Source organism: Ursidibacter sp. B-7004-1, from assembly GCF_053654055.1.
Genome location: NZ_JBSIUP010000017.1, coordinates 37,779 through 53,846 on the forward strand (window position 1 = coordinate 37,779; position 16,068 = coordinate 53,846).

Below are 16,068 nucleotides of genomic sequence, written 5' to 3' on the forward strand. Positions count from 1 at the left end.
ATTCGTAGCAGGTTTTACTGAAAGTACTAGGTGATTTATTTACTATAAATTGCTCATTTAATACTAAAATTACACCTTTTCACATCAATCAAACCGCTTATGTCATTACTTCAATTTACCTTACCCAAAATAGACAGCACCCATCAAGATCACCAAACTTTAGGTAATCTTGTGGGGCATTCAGACACACTTGCTATCTCTGAGGCGAGTGAGCAGTTTCAAGGTGTGAGTGTGGTGGTTACGCCCGATACTCGCACAGCACTCCGTTTAGAAAAAAGTTTATCGCAATTTACGTCATTACCAGTGCAGCTTTTCCCTGATTGGGAAACTTTGCCTTATGATAATTTTTCGCCCCATCAAGATATTATTTCAGCTCGTCTTTCTGCTCTTTTCCAATTACAACAAGGCAGAAAACAGATTTTATTGTTGCCGATAAATACGTTATTGCAAAAGGTGTGTCCGCCAAGTTATTTGGCGAACAACGTGCTATTGATCAAAAAAGGCGATACATTTTCGATTGAGAAATTACGCTTACAACTTGAAAATGCGGGGTATCGAGCTGTCGAGCAAGTTTTAGAATATGGTGAATATGCTGTGCGTGGGGCATTGCTTGATCTCTATCCTATGGGGGCAGAGCAACCTTATCGCTTAGATTTTTTTGATGATGAAATTGATTCAATTCGTACTTTTGATGTGGATAATCAACGCACTATTGCCGAGATTGCAGAAATCAATTTATTGCCTGCTCACGAATTTCCGACTGACAGCAAAGGCATTGAGTTTTTTCGCGGTCAGTTTAGAGAGCTGTTTGGTGAAATTCGCCGAGAGCCAGAGCATATTTATCAGCAAGTCAGTAAAGGTATTTTGAATGCTGGTATTGAGTATTGGCAACCGCTCTTTTTTGAGCAAATGGCAAGTTTATTTGATTACTTGCCTGAAAATACGTTGTTCATTACTTTCAATGATATTCAAGCTAAGGCAGAGCAGTTTTATCGGGATACTGAACAGCGTTATGAAAGCCGTAGAGTTGATCCAATGCGTCCATTGCTTACACCAAATAAGTTATGGTTTGCGATTGATGAAATAAATCAACAGCTTAAACGTTATCCACGCTTGAGTTTAACCAGCGAGAAAGTCAGAAAATCTACGGCAAAACAGAATGCCAATTTACAACCTTTGCCTGATATTGCGATTCAATCGAGCAGTAAAGAGCCTTTTGCTCAATTTCAGCAATTTTGCCAAAAGCTAACGGGGCAGATACTCTTTTCAGTCGAAACGGAAGGTAGAAGGGAAACCTTATTAGAGCTACTTTCGCCACTGGGTATTAAACCTAAGCAAATTAAAAAGCTAGAGCAAGTGTCAGATCCGTTTAATTTGATGATCGGGAATTTAGATCAAGGATTTATGATCGAACAAGCAAGCGGTGAGATTCTTGCAATCATTTGCGAAACGGATCTGCTTGGCGAAAAAGTTCAACAGAACCGTAGCCGAGAGAAACAACGAAAAACCGTTAATCCCGATACCTTAATTCGTAATCTGGCAGAGCTGAAAATAGGGCAAGCCGTTGTACATTTAGAAAATGGAGTTGGGCGTTATGCGGGGCTAACCACTTTAGATGCAGGTGGTATTAAAGCAGAATATCTAGTGTTAAATTATGCTAATGATGCCAAATTATATGTGCCTGTTGCCTCATTGCACCTGATTAGCCGTTATATTGGCGGTGCTGATGAAACCGCTCCTTTACATAAATTAGGCAGTGAAGCGTGGGCGAAAACACGTCAGAAAGCTGCTGAGAAAATTCGTGATGTCGCTGCCGAATTGCTTGATGTGTATGCCAAACGTGAATCTCAAAAAGGCTTTGCATTTCAATATGATCGAGAGGCTTTTCAGCAATTTAGTGCAACTTTCCCGTTTGAAGAAACTGAAGATCAGAAAATAGCGATCAATGCGGTAATTAGTGATATGTGTTTACCGAAAGCAATGGATCGTTTGGTGTGTGGTGATGTTGGTTTTGGTAAAACAGAAGTAGCAATGCGAGCGACTTTTTTAGCGGTAATGAACCAAAAACAAGTTGCTATTCTTGCCCCTACTACGTTGTTAGCACAGCAACATTATGAAAATTTTAAAGATCGCTTTGCAAATCAGCCTGTTAATGTTGAAGTATTATCTCGTTTTAAAACAGCAAAAGAACAAAAAGAGATTTTAGAGCGAACAGCCGAAGGTAAAGTCGATATTTTGGTTGGTACGCATAAGTTATTACAAGATGATGTGCAGTTCCGAGATTTAGGCTTGTTAGTTATTGATGAAGAGCATCGCTTTGGGGTTCGTCAAAAAGAGCGAATTAAACAGCTAAGAGCGAATGTGGATATTTTAACGCTCACTGCGACACCTATCCCTAGAACCTTAAATATGGCATTAAATGGAATGCGAGATCTCTCCATTATTGCCAGCCCGCCTGCCCGTCGTTTGTCGATTAAAACCTTTGTCAGACAAAGTGATGATCTGCTTATTCGAGAAGCGATTTTGCGTGAAATTCTGCGTGGCGGACAAGTTTATTATCTACATAATGACGTTGCGACTATCGAAAATACAGCTCAAAAACTATCAGAGCTTGTGCCTGAAGCACGAATTGTGATTGGACACGGGCAAATGAGAGAGCGTGATTTAGAGCGAGTAATGTCTGATTTCTATCATCAGCGTTTTAATCTGTTGGTTTGCTCAACCATTATTGAAACAGGGATTGATGTTCCAACAGCGAATACCATTATTATTGAACGAGCAGATAAGTTCGGACTTGCACAGTTACACCAATTGCGTGGACGTGTTGGGCGTTCTCATCATCAAGCCTATGCTTATATGCTAACGCCACACCCGAAAACATTAACCAAAGATGCACAGCAACGCTTGGAAGCAATGAGTAGCATTGATAATCTGGGGGCAGGTTTTGTGTTGGCGACCCACGATTTAGAAATTCGTGGTGCAGGTGAATTACTCGGAAGTGAGCAGAGCGGGCAGATTGAATCTATTGGCTTTTCGCTCTATATGGACTTGCTTGAGAGTGCCGTAAAAGCCCTGCAAGAAGGGCGTGAACCGACTTTAGATGAAATTACTCAACAACAAGTTGAGATCGAGCTACGAGTGCCAGCGTTACTCCCTGATGACTATGTGCCTGATGTTAATATGCGTTTGTCTTTCTATAAACGTATCGCAAGTTGTGAAAATGTGGAAGGGCTAAAAGATCTTAAAATTGAATTGATCGATCGCTTTGGTTTACTGCCTGAAGCCACGAAAAATTTATTTCAAATTACACAATTACGTCATCTAGCAAAAACGTTAGGGCTGAAAAAAGTTGATGCAGGTATCAATGGTGGCTATTTGGAATTTAAACCAACGGCTCAACCTGATCCGATGAAGTTCTTAACACTTATTCAATCAGATAAACAAACCTATAAATTTGATGGACCACATAAGTTCCGTTTTAGTAAAGCACTTGAAATGAGTTCGGAAAGATTGGAATTTGTTGGAGCATTATTGGAAGATATTGCAAGGTAATAAATACAGACATATATGGCAAAAAGTTGGTAATAATTATTTTACCGATTCTTACTAACTTTTTTATTTTCTTGTTAACACTTTTGTCTACTATGCGAAAGAGGCATAATGGTGGGAGAAAATAGTTATTTATCTACCTGATAAGTTTATCTCACCTAGTGAATGTGAGGTGTGATAGATTATAGCAATTATAATAAATTCTGAGTAATGGTGGGCGATACCGGTCTCGAACCAGTGACCCCCTCCTTGTAAGGGAGGTGCTCTCCCAACTGAGCTAATCGCCCTTCATAGATATGAAGTTTAGATTTTAAGTCTAAGTGGTGGGCGATACCGGTCTCGAACCAGTGACCCCCTCCTTGTAAGGGAGGTGCTCTCCCAACTGAGCTAATCGCCCACTTGAGACTTAAATCAAGGGAATGTTTAAAAGGTTGGCACTTAAAAAGTGGTGGGCGATACCGGTCTCGAACCAGTGACCCCCTCCTTGTAAGGGAGGTGCTCTCCCAACTGAGCTAATCGCCCTTTTCAAACTGTGCAACAGTGCGTTGCGGAGTGGCATTATAGGGATCTTAAAATTATCGTCAAACAATTTTTGCAAAATATTACTTGTTCGATGATTTTTTCGCCCAAAATACTAAATTTTCACTACTATTCCCCGATCATAAGAGTAAAATAGCTAAGTTTTTTGCTAAAAAATTGAATTAGGATAGAGAATGAAAATTGAAACCCTTTTCCCATTAGATCCAAATGTGAAAGTTCGTACCCGCTTTGCACCAAGTCCAACAGGTTATTTACACGTTGGGGGAGCGAGAACAGCCCTTTACTCTTGGTTATATGCCAAACATAATCAAGGCGAATTTGTATTACGTATTGAAGATACTGATTTAGAACGTTCTACCCCTGAAGCGACCCAAGCCATTTTAGAAGGTATGGAATGGCTAAATTTAGAATGGGAGCATGGTCCTTATTATCAAACCAAACGTTTCGATCGTTATAATCAAGTTATTGATCAAATGATTGAGCAAGGCTTAGCATACCGTTGCTACTGCACAAAAGAACGTTTAGAAACATTACGTGCAGAACAAGAAAGTAATAAAGAAAAACCACGCTATGACCGTTACTGTGTACACAATACACCAGCGGATATAAATGCTCCACACGTTGTTCGTTTTAAAAACCCAACGGAAGGTTCTGTTATCTTTGATGATGCAGTGCGTGGGCGTATTGAGATCAGTAACAGTGAGCTAGACGATTTGATCATTCGTCGCACTGACGGTTCGCCAACTTACAACTTCTGTGTTGTTGTTGATGACTGGGATATGGGAATCACGCACGTTGTGCGTGGAGAAGATCACATCAACAATACTCCTCGCCAAATTAATATTTTAAAAGCATTAGGCGCACCAATTCCTGTATATGCACACGTTTCAATGATCTTGGGTGATGACGGACAAAAACTGTCTAAACGTCACGGGGCTGTTGGAGTGATGCAATATCGTGATGATGGCTATTTACCTGAAGCACTCAATAACTACCTTGTTCGCTTAGGCTGGGGACACGGCGATCAAGAAATTTTCTCTCGTGAAGAAATGATTGAACTATTCAATCTCGAAGCGGTAAGCAAATCAGCCAGTGCCTTTAATACCGAAAAATTACAATGGTTAAATCAGCACTACATTCGTACTCTTGAGCCAAGCTATGTTGCTAAATACTTAGAATGGCATATGCAACAGCAAGGCATTGATTACAGTAATGGCCCTGCTCTTGCTGAAATTGTTAGTGTACTGGGCGAGCGTTGCAAGACTTTAAAAGAGATGGCAAGTGCAAGCCGTTATTTCTTTGAAGAATTTACTGCTTATGATGAAAAGGCGGTTGCCAAAAACTTTAAAGCTGAAGCGATTGCACCACTTGCAAAATTGAGTGAAAAACTCACCGCTTGTAACGACTGGACGGTTGAAAATATTCACGAGGCAATGAATCAAACCGCACAAGAACTTGAAATTGGTATGGGAAAAGTTGGAATGCCATTCCGCCTAGCAGTAACGGGTTCTGGGCAATCACCATCAATGGATATTACTGCTAAATTAGTGGGCAAAGAGCGTACGCTTGCTCGTGTTCAAAAAGCGATTGAATTTATCCAAGCTCATAACTAGTCAGTTTTTAAACAATCAACCCTTGATTATATTTTTATGATTGACAGTAAAAAGGTGAGAGCATATTATTCCTCCTGTTTGGGGATATAGCTCAGTTGGGAGAGCGCTTGAATGGCATTCAAGAGGTCGTCGGTTCGATCCCGATTATCTCCACCAAATTACTAATACATATTAAATATTCATAAATTTACCTACTAACCTTGCAATGCAAGGTTTTTTTCTTATATCTTCTCTCACTTTTTCCATTGACGAATCCAAAAGAATTGCTAAAATTTGTCGCTCTTTTAATAAAGAGATGTTCGGATGAAGATAGCTGGAGAGTGGGGATAACCCCACACCGACGAGGTAAACTCTTTCAGGTGCGAAAGCGAGGACAGCTATTGGACGAACCCTTGGAGAGATCCAGTCCGTAAAGAAATAGAAACGGAAAATGGACGCCGAAGGCGCAAGTGGTACAAGCCGTGAAACGCTCAGGCAAAAGGACAGGGGAGAAAAGTAACCTATCAGATACCTAATGTGGTCATATCGAGTATAGTGATATATCAATAAGCGGTGCGATTTTGCAAATTTTTTGCGAAATGTTACCGCTTGTTGCCTTCTTTGCTTTTCTTTCCTTGTAAATTGTTTTACGAGGAACTTTCAATGTCAATCGACCAAATTCTTAATACAATCAATAGCTTTGTTTGGGGTATTCCCTTACTTTTACTGATTTCTGGGGTGGGAATTTACTTCACACTGAAACTAAAATTTCTACAATTTATTCATCTGCCTAGAGCTTTTGTTTATATGTTTACCCGAGAAAAAGGCAATAATCAATCGGGTGATATTTCTGCTTTTGCAGCACTATCAACTGCCCTTGCTGCAACGATTGGTACAGGTAACATTGTAGGCGTTGCAACAGCCATTCAAACTGGTGGACCAGGGGCAATTTTCTGGATGTGGCTAATCGCCTTATTTGGAATGGCGACAAAATATGCCGAATGCTTGTTAGCGGTAAAATTCCGAACCAAAGATAAAGATGGATTTATCGCTGGCGGCCCAATGTATTACATTGAACTAGGAATGGGCAAACAGTGGAAATGGTTAGCAAAAACCTTCGCATTTTTTGGGGTAATGGTGGCACTCTTTGGAATTGGAACATTCCCACAAGTAAACGGTATTACAACAGCCTTACACGATACTTTTGACTTGCCGATTTTGCTCACAGCTGTTGTTTTAACGCTTATTGTGGCTGCAATTACGTTAGGGGGGGTACAGCGAATCTCTAAAATCGCAAGTGTTATTGTACCTTTTATGGCGATTGCTTATGTGGCGGCATCAATACTTGTACTCTCTATCAATGCAGATAAAATTCCTGACACACTGATTTTTATTGTCCATTCTGCGTTCAACCCTGAATCAGCTATCGGTGGTGTAGTCGGTTTTAGCGTAATGCAAGCCATTCAAGCAGGTGTTGCCCGAGGCATCTTCTCCAATGAAGCTGGACTTGGTAGTGCGCCAATTGCCGCTGCTGCGGCACAAACCAAAGAGCCTGTACGACAAGGGCTTATCTCTATGACTGGTACATTCTTAGATACTATCATAGTATGTACAATGACAGGTCTAGTTATCGTGCTAACAGGAGCTTGGAAAGGAACAGCACAAGGTGCAGAACTAACTAATCTTGCCTTTTCACAAGGGCTATTTAGTTCTGTTGGAGCGGTTATCGTAACTATTGGTTTGATTTTCTTTGCTTTCACAACCATTTTGGGGTGGTGCTATTATGGCGAGCGTTGTTTTGTCTATCTTGTTGGGGGGCGAACCAAAGGGATTAAATTCTATCGGATTGCCTTTATCACATTGATAGCCGTTGCACCTTTTATTCATCTGAATACGATTTGGGCAATCGCTGATATTGTAAATGGTTTAATGGCATTTCCTAACTTAGTCGCTTTAATTGGTTTACGCCATATTGTTATTGCAGAAACTCGGAGCTATTTTGAGCGAATAAAAGTAATGTAAAGATAAAATGGTTGCCAATAACTAATTATTAGCAACCATCTTACCCATCACTCTAAAATATTTACTTCACTGTCACTCGAGCAAACTTACGTTTACCGACTTGGTACACAAAAGTGCCTTGTTGAGCATTTTGGCGGACATCTTCAACTTTCTCGCCATCAATTTTTACGCCACCTTGTTGAGCTGAACGAATGGCTTCTGAGGTAGAAGAAACTAAACCCGCTTCTTTTAATAGCGTAGCTAAACCAATTTCACCTTCAAAGGTAAATTCTGGCATTTCATCTGGTATAGCACCTTTTTGGAAACGGTTAATAAACTCTTGTTCAGCAGCATCAGCATCGGCTTCTGAATGGAAACGTGCGATGATCTCTTTAGCAAGTAGAATTTTCACATCTCTTGGGTTTTTACCCTGTGCGACATCTGCTTTAAGCTGTGCGATTTCATCTAACGGACGGAAAGAGAGTAAATTATACCAATCCCACATCAATTCATCAGAAATAGACATCACTTTACCAAACATCTCATTTGCAGCTTCCGTCACACCAATATAGTTACCAAGCGATTTTGACATTTTTTTCTCGCCGTCTAACCCAACTAATAGCGGTAATGTCATTGCGACTTGCGGTTTTTGTCCTGCTGATTTTTGTAACTCACGTCCGATAAGTAGGTTAAAGGTTTGGTCTGTTCCCCCTAATTCAACATCTGCCTGTAATGCAACTGAATCGTGCCCTTGCAATAGTGGATAGATAAATTCGTGAATAGCAATTGGCTGATTATTACCAAAGCGTTTTTTAAAATCATCACGCTCCAACATACGTGCTACCGTATAATTTGATGCAAGGCGGATCATTCCTTCTGTACCTAATTGCCCTAACCACTCAGAGTTAAATACAATACGGGTTTTTTGTGGATCTAAAATTTTAAAAATTTGCTGTTTGTAGGTTTCTGCATTACGCAATACATCTTCACGAGTTAATGGTGGGCGCGTGCTATTTTTGCCTGATGGATCGCCGACCATTCCTGTAAAATCACCGATCAAAAATATAACTTCGTGTCCAAGTAATTGAAATTGGCGTAATTTATTTAAAACAACGGTATGCCCTAAGTGAATATCAGGAGCGGTTGGGTCTGCCCCTAATTTAATACGTAACGGGCGGTTTTCTTTTAGCTTCTCAATTAAATCTGCTTCTGAATAAATATCTTCTACACCACGTTTTAGTTCCGCAACAATGTTTTCGATAGATTGGCTCATTATCTTTCCTTATAAATCTAGTATTGAATCGTTGTATTATAGCGACAAGCAAAGAAAATCATAGAGAAAAGGCGAAAAAAAACGCCGTACTTTGTGGGGGAATACGGCGTAAGAGTTGGAGTGATTACCTATTATTTTTGAAGTGGTTAGATGATAATAATTCTCAACAAAACAAGCAACCATCTTTACAAAACCTTACAAATGAGAACTATTCTTATTTTTGAGATGAATTATAAACCAAAGTTGATTTAATTTCTCGACTTCGGGTAAATATTCCTCAATTTTCGCCATACAAGCGGTGGGTTCAAGCTCAGAGTTTGCAAAATAAGCGTTAAAAAAGACCGCTTGTTGCTGTTTTGAAAGTGGATTAGCATTTAGAAATAACGCTAATTCCAATGCAGGATCAGATATGGCACTGTACTCCCAATCAATTAACCAGAGCTTATCCTCTTGCTCAATAAGGTTTGCCAAGTGAATATCGTGATGGCAAATTGCCAATGCTAGCGGTTCGATATTTGGAAAAGGAGGAGTAAAAGAGAGTTGCTTTTGTTCAACAGGTGAGAGTTGTGCCCACAAAAATTGGCAACGTTCAGATAGCGATAATCTTGCAGATTTTGGCGAAAATCTCACCGCTTGTAGCTCGAATTGATGTAGTTTTGCCAACAATTGAGCTAATTTTGTGAGCATTTCAGGTGAAAATTGCGTTGGGGACGAACCATCAATCCATTCTAAAATCAATGCGTCTTTATCACAATAAAGGGGCTTAGGTGAGAGATTTAGCGGAGCAATCCATTTTAGCAAGTTAGCTTCTTGCTGATAATTAACACCATAATTTGTTGCACGCTGGCTTTGGGTACGAAGTACATAGCGTTCATTATTTTCAAGGGTTATCATTTGGCTACAAGCGGTAAGCCCTGCTAAAGGTTGTAAGGATCTCACCGCTTGTTGTCGATTTCTTGTGAGCCAAGCTAATGAATTAGCGATTTCCACGCAAGTAAACCCGATAATTAACACTTTCAACTGTTGGTGGCGTTAAATGCCACTCAGTTTTAGTTTGCGGAGCTAGCCAAAAATTAAGCCACTGAGTTTTATCACTCGTATCAAAGGTTTGAGTTACACCATCTTTGTCATACCAAAATAATTTGTACCATACGTTTATGCTATGTTGTGTTTGATTGGTTACAGTGAGCAACTGTGGTTTAGCATCGACACGAATATGTTGTGCAATTTGAGCCTCTACATTCACAATCGGGGTTGTGCCTGTTGGAAGATAGCTTGGTGGATTATTTGCACAAGCCGTTAAAAGCATAGCCAATAAACAAGGTAGCCAAAACGATCTCAATTCTTTCATCTTATTTTGCCAACATTTTGCCTAACGGTTCACCGCCAACAAGGTGTAAATGGATATGGAATACTTCTTGCCCACCATGTTGGTTACAATTCATAATCAAACGATAGCCATTTTCTGCAATCCCTTCTTCTTTTGCGATTTTAGCCGCAATAGTAAATAAACGCCCCATTGCAACTTCATCATCACTGGTTAAATGATTGACTGTTGGGATAAATTTATTTGGCACAATTAAAATATGTGTTGGTGCTTGCGGAGCAATATCACGAAATGCAGTAACTAATTCATCTTGATAAACGATAGCAGCTGGAATTTCTTTACGGATAATTTTACTAAAAATAGTTTCTTCGTAGTTGGTTAGCATAATGTTTCCTTAATATGAATGTTGTAAGCGGTAGGATTTTCCAACTTTTTTACAAAATTTGCAAAATTTTCTGCATATCTAACCGCTTGTATTGACTACCACAGCCAACGTGGGACTTTTTGGCAATAGTCTTGATAAATTTCCCCAAATTTCTGAGCCAAAATTCGCTCTTCAGGCTTAATCTGAAAACGAGTGATATAGACGATAAATCCCCACACGACAAGCAATGCAAACGCATTACCCAACCAAAACGCCCAAGCCAATAATAAACAGACTAATCCTAAATACATCGGATTTCGAGTAAAGCGATAAATGCCTTCTCTTGTTAAAGCTGATGTTTTATTTGGATCAAGCGGGTTGATTGTTGTCTTATTTTTCCAAAAAGCCCACAAAGCACAGAGATCAACCACAACACCAAAGATAAAACAGATCACCGCAAAACAGCGATATACCCAATTTGTTTCTGCATAATTTGGTAGAAAATAGATAATCACTGCACAAATAAATGCAACTAATGGCGGAGGGAGTTTGAGTTCCATAGGTTAATCTCACTAAATCAATCTTGGAATTATGCTGTTTTCGTTGATTTAATGCTAGTGATTTATCTATTTATGAAATTCGTGCATTAATGCCAAAATTGCTTGTTGGCGGTTTGCAGGCAAATGTCGAAAATATTTCAACATCAACACTTCATTCTGAGAAAGGCTTTCACCCTCAAAATTCTCTTTGCCATAGCGTAACCATTCAGGGCTAATATTAAGCCATTTTGAGAGTGTTTCAATTTTATCAGGTGTAGGAATAGATTGCCCGATAAGCCAATTATGTACCGCTTGCGGTGTAACAGGCTTATTCGGGTGACGAAGATTAAATTTATTTGAAATTTCGGCTAAAGATAAAGATTGAAACCCTGCCAATTCTAAGGCGACTTTTAATCTTTTACTAAAACCTGTTTTATCTGATTCTGAGTGCATTTCTGCATTATGACGAGTAAGCAATCAATTTTTTAAATTATTCAATTTATAATTTAAATTGTTTAATTGATGGAATATAATGCAAGTTGCCATTCAGGCACATATCAATCATATTCAGGAGAAACTTATGTCATTAAAAAAAGTAACCTTAGCTAGTTTGATTCTTTTAGGTTTAACCGCTTGTATTAGTAATGATGAAAAAAAAACTGATAATACAGGTCGAAGCATATCTAATGCAGCACAAGCAACACCTAGCGAAACAACAGAGGCTAATTCGCAAAAACAACAAGTTCCAACTAATACAACGCAAACCACACCTAGTGAAACAGTAGAGGCTAGTTCACAAAAACAACAAATTCCAGCTAATACAACACAAACCACACCTAACGGAACAGCAGGGAATAATTCACAAAATCAAACTCCATCTACGGAATCACAAAATATTGCTAATATAGATGACTTAAACAAACCAGATCGAGTTGCTGAAATCTATGAAAAATTTATTGCCGCAGGGCTTAATCAAGGTTTAGCTAAAGGCTACGCTGAAAAATATGCTGAATTTGTAACCGATGAACAACTTGAAGCAGACATTAGAGACTATGCTGGAAGTGGGCTAACTGAACGATATACTCTAGGTTTAACAAAATCAGGGAATGAGCTTATCTATAAGCAGAGATATTCTGTTACAACAATCCCAAATCATACTAGTTTCATTGATTATGATAATAAGAAACTTATTACAGAAGGGCTAGAAACCAAAATAGATAAAATCCCAAATGAGGGTAAAGCAATTTATACTGGTAAGGCTTATGGTGCTTTTAATACAAATGGAGAATTAAGCTATTCTGTTGATTTTAAAGCAAGAACAGGTTCAGGCATTATTACTGGAATAGAGCATTTTAAAGATAACATTATTTTAGAAACTGGTTCTATTAAAGAAAATTCAATTGTTTCATCAACAAGAATTGGTACTGAGAATAAAAGGGATTCACAATACGACCATTTATACCGCTATGAAATAAAATTTTTCGGTCCTAAGGCTGAAGAAATTGGCGGAAAAGCAGTAACTGGAGATTATACTTTTGGCTTAGCTGGAACTCGTGGCGAAATCCAAAAATAATTAAATAGTTCACTTTTGGGGTGCAGATCACACAATGTATCCCCATTTCATTATATCCGTATGAAATCATCTAAATTCTCTTTTATTTTTTTGCTGACAAGCCCAATTCTCTCAGCAAATCCCCTTGCCGATCCTGTAAACTTTGAGCGTTTATCACAAGCGGTCGGTTTTGAGCAACCATTTGCAAAAAAATCAGCAGATTTAACCGCTTCCCCAAAGGTCGCTTTACCGTTAGTTAATCCACATAACCTTGAAGCTCAAATAAACCAAGCCATTATTGAACAACAATGGCAAAATTTGCCCATTTTGTTACAACATTATCAACAGCAATCCCATTACGATACGACTCTTGTGCATTATGCTTTAGGGGCATTTTATTACAGCCAACAACGTTATCCTGAAGCGATTCAACACTATCAAGCAGTATTAAATCAAGATCCAACATTAGCTTATCCCCGTTTTGATTTAGGAGTAATGCTTTACGAAAATCAGCAGTACAAACAAGCCATCGAGCAACTTACTATGGCGAAAGCAGACTTAGCACCAGCAATGCAAGATCTAGCCGAACGCTATTTAGCAAAAATGGAGAAAGAACAGGGCTGGCAACCTGATTTCATCGTGCAATATGTGCGTACAGATAATGTCAATAATGCCTCTAGTTCCTCAATAGTTAATATCAATGGGCGACAATTAGTCAAAGATAAAGATTCATTACCACAATCAGCAGAAGGCTTTCGCTATGGTATTGGCATATCAAAATCCCATAATCTGAAAAGTAATCACTACCTTAACACTTCACTGCATTACAACGGTGTTTATTATTGGAATAATCAAGATTACAGCGAGCAATCACTTCGCTTTAGCTTGGGATACCAATATCGCAATGCCCAAATGAGCTTGGGTATTACGCCATTTGTTGAGCAAAATTGGTTAGGTAATCCACGTTATAGTAAGCAATTCGGTGCAACACTGCATAGCTATCGGTATCTAACTTCAAAATGGAGAGTGTCAGCTCGCTTAACTCATCTCCAAAAGCGTTATAACGACTATTTAACCGCAAGCCGTTATGATGGTTTCCAGAATAGTGCTTCATTGACATTACGTTGGCAAGCGGTGAGATCTTGGCAATTTTTTGCAAGTATTGATGTAAATCGAGATCAAACCAAAGAAAAAGCATCATCTTCCCATAAATTTGGTGGAGAACTTGGCGTCATTTATCGTTGGAAAAGTTGGGGAACGGAATTTAGAAGTAGCTACGCCAAACGCCATTTTGAAGGAGAGCATTATCTTTATGGCTATAAACGTGCTGATAAAGAATATCGGGCAAATTGGTCTCTATGGAATGAAAAATGGGCTTGGAAAGACTTAATGCCGAAATTGAATTTCAGTTATATCAAAATCCATAGCAATATGCCTGATTTCTATTCAAGAAAAAATGGAGAATGGTTTTTAACTGTGGAAAAACGATTTTAAGCAGAATTTCCTACCACGATATAATCTAGTGGTTCGTCCCAACTCTCTAATGGTAAATACTTTAACTGTTGACATTGATGAGCCAATCCAACACTGATTAAATGCTTGGCTTGGGAAAGGGTTCGGTCATAAAATCCGCCCCCCATTCCAAGCCGATTACCTTGTGTATCACAAGCAACAAGGGGGACGAAGATCATTTCTAATTCGCTAATTGGTAATACTTTTCTAACGTCTAATTTGGGTTCTAAAATTCCAAAACGATTAGAAGATAAATCTGCTTTATCATCAAAACGTAAAAATAGTAGCTGATGTGGTGAAAAAGGGTGTAATACGGGAAGATAAATCTTTTTGCCTATCAAGCGTAATTTTTCAATCAAGGGAAGCGGTGAGATTTCGCCGTTAAATGGTAAATAAAATGCAAGATGTTGAGCAGAATGATGTTCAATCAATTCTAGCGATTTGGGGATAATATTTTGTGCTGCAAAGCGTTGCTCATTAAGAGTTAATGCTTGGCGTTTGGCTCGCATTTCTTTGCGAAGTTGGCTACGTTGTTCGTAAAGTGAAAGTTGGGAAATATCATTCATCATAAAAAGAGACCCGAAGTGCCGTTATCAGTTGTGGTCCTTGAACCAGACGGTTCAAGGGAGTCGAACGTAATCATTTTTAGGCTTCTCGCAAGCGAGCCTGCTCACCAACAACTAAGAGTCCAACTCAAGGAGTTTTAAATATCGGCTCAGGGACGTAACTAACAACGCACACCTCAGGCAAAGTGAATACTAACGGAATTTAGCAAATTTTCCTAGTGTTCAGATCAATAAAATAACTAAAATGCTATTATTCGTTATTTTCTTGACCGATTGGAACTGCTTGAGCATCTGTCGATTGGAATTTTGCTAATGAGCTATCTAATTGCTGTACACAAGCCATTAGCACATTTTTATTTTCTACATTTTTGCGTTGTTCTTGTTCTAGTTCATAGTTCAAATTGAGTGCCACAATAGATAGCACTTTCTCAAGTTGAATAATTCCAGATTGCTCTTTTAATGCTGCAACACGCTCTTCTAAACGCTTCGCTGATGCTAATAAAAAATCCTGTTGCTCAGGTGGGCAATATAGACGTAGAACTTGTCCGAAAAGAGATAATTCAATATTATTTTTCGACATTATTGGGAAATCCTTACCAAAACAAAAATTTTTGCTATTATGCCACTCTTTATTCAAATCACAAAATAACAGGCTATGGCTATTTTACAATCGAACGAATTTCAACAACTTATTACAGACTTACAGATTGAATACACACCAGCAGAGTTTCACGGTTTTATCAGTGGATTAATTTCAGGCGGAATTCAAGATGAGTCGTGGAAGACGCTAACCTACCAAGTTACCAATGATGGACACGCTTTCTCACAAGCCCCTCTCCAAAAATTAACCGATTTTTATCAACAACTTAGTGAAAGTTTTGATGATGCAAATACACTTTTTTCACTTTGGTTACCAAGCGAAGAAGATGGTTTTGCGTTAGCTGATGGCATTGCACAATGGACAAATCACTTCTTACTGGGATTAGGTTTAGCTCAACCTAAGCTACAACAGGAAACCGATGAAGTCGGCGAAGCGATTGATGATTTAGATGAAATCGCTAAACTTGGCTACGATGAAGAAGATAAAAGTGAAGAATTACTCGAGGCGGGGGAAGAAATTGTTGAATACCTGCGTGTGGTTTCACTCTTTTTGCATAGCCATTTTACTCAGACCAAAACGGTAAATAAGCCACAAGTACATTGATAGTCGTTTTATTCATTTTCAAAAAGAGTGCGTTAAATCCTTACACTAT

At 38.9% G+C, this 16,068-nt stretch carries 14 protein-coding genes, 4 tRNA genes, 1 other RNA gene and 2 riboswitches; of the genes, 7 read left to right on the plus strand and 12 right to left on the minus strand.

Annotated elements, in window-relative coordinates:
* The first annotated feature begins 99 nt into the window (after nucleotides 1–99).
* Nucleotides 100–3,552 (plus strand): transcription-repair coupling factor, encoded by a 3,453-nt coding sequence (mfd, locus tag ACWIW0_RS07240; protein ID WP_454452786.1) that lies wholly within the window; start codon nucleotides 100–102, stop codon nucleotides 3,550–3,552.
* Between the two features lie 208 nt (nucleotides 3,553–3,760).
* Here mfd and ACWIW0_RS07245 read toward each other — a convergent pair.
* The 3 genes from ACWIW0_RS07245 to ACWIW0_RS07255 form a co-directional block, all read right to left on the minus strand.
* Nucleotides 3,761–3,836 (minus strand) — tRNA-Val (locus tag ACWIW0_RS07245).
* Nucleotides 3,837–3,870: 34 nt separating this feature from the next.
* A tRNA-Val gene (locus tag ACWIW0_RS07250) sits at nucleotides 3,871–3,946 on the minus strand.
* A gap of 49 nt (nucleotides 3,947–3,995) precedes the next feature.
* Nucleotides 3,996–4,071 (minus strand) — tRNA-Val (locus ACWIW0_RS07255).
* 191 nt (nucleotides 4,072–4,262) lie between these two features.
* On the opposite strand from ACWIW0_RS07255, the gene gltX reads away from it, so the two are divergent.
* The 3 genes from gltX (at nucleotide 4,263) to ACWIW0_RS07270 (ending at nucleotide 7,703) form a co-directional block, all read left to right on the plus strand.
* Nucleotides 4,263–5,702: a glutamate--tRNA ligase gene (gene gltX, locus ACWIW0_RS07260; protein ID WP_454452787.1), complete on the plus strand. Its 1,440-nt coding sequence runs from the start codon at nucleotides 4,263–4,265 to the stop codon at nucleotides 5,700–5,702.
* Between the two features lie 80 nt (nucleotides 5,703–5,782).
* Nucleotides 5,783–5,858, plus strand: a tRNA-Ala gene (locus ACWIW0_RS07265).
* Between the two features lie 147 nt (nucleotides 5,859–6,005).
* A riboswitch (glycine riboswitch) is annotated at nucleotides 6,006–6,089 on the plus strand.
* Between the two features lie 2 nt (nucleotides 6,090–6,091).
* A riboswitch (glycine riboswitch) is annotated at nucleotides 6,092–6,191 on the plus strand.
* Between the two features lie 153 nt (nucleotides 6,192–6,344).
* Nucleotides 6,345–7,703: an alanine/glycine:cation symporter family protein gene (locus ACWIW0_RS07270; protein WP_454452788.1), complete on the plus strand. Its 1,359-nt coding sequence runs from the start codon at nucleotides 6,345–6,347 to the stop codon at nucleotides 7,701–7,703.
* A gap of 61 nt (nucleotides 7,704–7,764) precedes the next feature.
* Here ACWIW0_RS07270 and tyrS read toward each other — a convergent pair whose 3' ends face one another.
* The 6 genes from tyrS to ACWIW0_RS07300 all read right to left on the minus strand — a co-directional run bounded on the left by tyrS (nucleotide 7,765) and on the right by ACWIW0_RS07300 (nucleotide 11,662).
* A complete protein-coding gene (gene tyrS, locus ACWIW0_RS07275) occupies nucleotides 7,765–8,955 on the minus strand; it encodes a tyrosine--tRNA ligase (RefSeq protein WP_454446416.1) in 1,191 nt (396 codons plus the stop codon).
* Nucleotides 8,956–9,150: 195 nt separating this feature from the next.
* On the minus strand, nucleotides 9,151–9,969 hold the full coding sequence (locus ACWIW0_RS07280) for a phosphotransferase (protein WP_454452789.1): 819 nt from the start codon (nucleotides 9,967–9,969) through the stop codon (nucleotides 9,151–9,153).
* Nucleotides 9,932–10,306 (minus strand): YcfL family protein, encoded by a 375-nt coding sequence (locus ACWIW0_RS07285; protein WP_454452790.1) that lies wholly within the window; start codon nucleotides 10,304–10,306, stop codon nucleotides 9,932–9,934. Before ACWIW0_RS07285 ends, ACWIW0_RS07280 begins: the two co-directional genes overlap by 38 nt.
* A 1-nt stretch (nucleotide 10,307) precedes the next feature.
* Nucleotides 10,308–10,667, minus strand: coding sequence for a purine nucleoside phosphoramidase (gene hinT, locus ACWIW0_RS07290; RefSeq protein ID WP_454446419.1), 360 nt, complete (start codon nucleotides 10,665–10,667; stop codon nucleotides 10,308–10,310).
* Between the two features lie 95 nt (nucleotides 10,668–10,762).
* Complete coding sequence (locus ACWIW0_RS07295) at nucleotides 10,763–11,206, minus strand: methyltransferase family protein (protein WP_454452791.1); 444 nt, start codon at nucleotides 11,204–11,206, stop codon at nucleotides 10,763–10,765.
* 66 nt (nucleotides 11,207–11,272) lie between these two features.
* Entirely contained in the window at nucleotides 11,273–11,662 is a 390-nt protein-coding gene (locus tag ACWIW0_RS07300) for a transcriptional regulator (RefSeq protein WP_454452792.1), read from the minus strand.
* A 103-nt stretch (nucleotides 11,663–11,765) separates the two neighbouring features.
* On the opposite strand from ACWIW0_RS07300, the gene ACWIW0_RS07305 reads away from it, so the two are divergent.
* Together ACWIW0_RS07305 and ACWIW0_RS07310 are read left to right on the plus strand one after the other, a co-directional pair.
* Nucleotides 11,766–12,758, plus strand: coding sequence for a factor H binding protein domain-containing protein (locus ACWIW0_RS07305; protein ID WP_454452793.1), 993 nt, complete (start codon nucleotides 11,766–11,768; stop codon nucleotides 12,756–12,758).
* 60 nt (nucleotides 12,759–12,818) lie between these two features.
* A complete protein-coding gene (locus tag ACWIW0_RS07310; protein WP_454452794.1) occupies nucleotides 12,819–14,231 on the plus strand; it encodes a surface lipoprotein assembly modifier in 1,413 nt (470 codons plus the stop codon).
* Here ACWIW0_RS07310 and ACWIW0_RS07315 read toward each other — a convergent pair.
* From ACWIW0_RS07315 to ACWIW0_RS07325, 3 genes are all read right to left on the minus strand, one after another.
* Nucleotides 14,228–14,818 carry a 5-formyltetrahydrofolate cyclo-ligase gene (locus ACWIW0_RS07315; RefSeq protein WP_454452795.1) on the minus strand — a complete coding sequence of 197 codons (591 nt, stop codon included), beginning with the start codon at nucleotides 14,816–14,818 and terminating at the stop codon, nucleotides 14,228–14,230. The two genes, ACWIW0_RS07310 and ACWIW0_RS07315, sit on opposite strands and share 4 nt — an antisense overlap.
* Before the next feature lie 3 nt (nucleotides 14,819–14,821).
* Nucleotides 14,822–15,001: non-coding RNA, 6S RNA (ssrS, locus tag ACWIW0_RS07320), on the minus strand.
* Nucleotides 15,002–15,065: 64 nt separating this feature from the next.
* On the minus strand, nucleotides 15,066–15,395 hold the full coding sequence (locus ACWIW0_RS07325; RefSeq protein WP_454446425.1) for a cell division protein ZapA: 330 nt from the start codon (nucleotides 15,393–15,395) through the stop codon (nucleotides 15,066–15,068).
* Nucleotides 15,396–15,470: 75 nt separating this feature from the next.
* On the opposite strand from ACWIW0_RS07325, the gene ACWIW0_RS07330 reads away from it, so the two are divergent.
* Complete coding sequence (locus tag ACWIW0_RS07330) at nucleotides 15,471–16,019, plus strand: UPF0149 family protein (RefSeq protein WP_454452796.1); 549 nt, start codon at nucleotides 15,471–15,473, stop codon at nucleotides 16,017–16,019.
* Nucleotides 16,020–16,068: the final 49 nt, after the last annotated feature.

Excerpts from the sequence above, each read along its gene's own strand:
- ACWIW0_RS07330 (WP_454452796.1), top strand. The coding sequence starts at position 15,471 with ATGGCTATTTTACAATCGAACGAATTTCAACAACTTATTACAGACTTA.
- hinT (WP_454446419.1), bottom strand. The coding sequence starts at position 10,667 with ATGCTAACCAACTACGAAGAAACTATTTTTAGTAAAATTATCCGTAAA.
- ACWIW0_RS07325 (WP_454446425.1), bottom strand. The coding sequence starts at position 15,395 with ATGTCGAAAAATAATATTGAATTATCTCTTTTCGGACAAGTTCTACGT.
- gltX (WP_454452787.1), top strand. The coding sequence starts at position 4,263 with ATGAAAATTGAAACCCTTTTCCCATTAGATCCAAATGTGAAAGTTCGT.
- ACWIW0_RS07285 (WP_454452790.1), bottom strand. The coding sequence starts at position 10,306 with ATGAAAGAATTGAGATCGTTTTGGCTACCTTGTTTATTGGCTATGCTT.
- ACWIW0_RS07310 (WP_454452794.1), top strand. The coding sequence starts at position 12,819 with ATGAAATCATCTAAATTCTCTTTTATTTTTTTGCTGACAAGCCCAATT.
- ACWIW0_RS07315 (WP_454452795.1), bottom strand. The coding sequence starts at position 14,818 with ATGATGAATGATATTTCCCAACTTTCACTTTACGAACAACGTAGCCAA.
- ACWIW0_RS07305 (WP_454452793.1), top strand. The coding sequence starts at position 11,766 with ATGTCATTAAAAAAAGTAACCTTAGCTAGTTTGATTCTTTTAGGTTTA.
- mfd (WP_454452786.1), top strand. The coding sequence starts at position 100 with ATGTCATTACTTCAATTTACCTTACCCAAAATAGACAGCACCCATCAA.
- tyrS (WP_454446416.1), bottom strand. The coding sequence starts at position 8,955 with ATGAGCCAATCTATCGAAAACATTGTTGCGGAACTAAAACGTGGTGTA.
- ACWIW0_RS07270 (WP_454452788.1), top strand. The coding sequence starts at position 6,345 with ATGTCAATCGACCAAATTCTTAATACAATCAATAGCTTTGTTTGGGGT.
- ACWIW0_RS07295 (WP_454452791.1), bottom strand. The coding sequence starts at position 11,206 with ATGGAACTCAAACTCCCTCCGCCATTAGTTGCATTTATTTGTGCAGTG.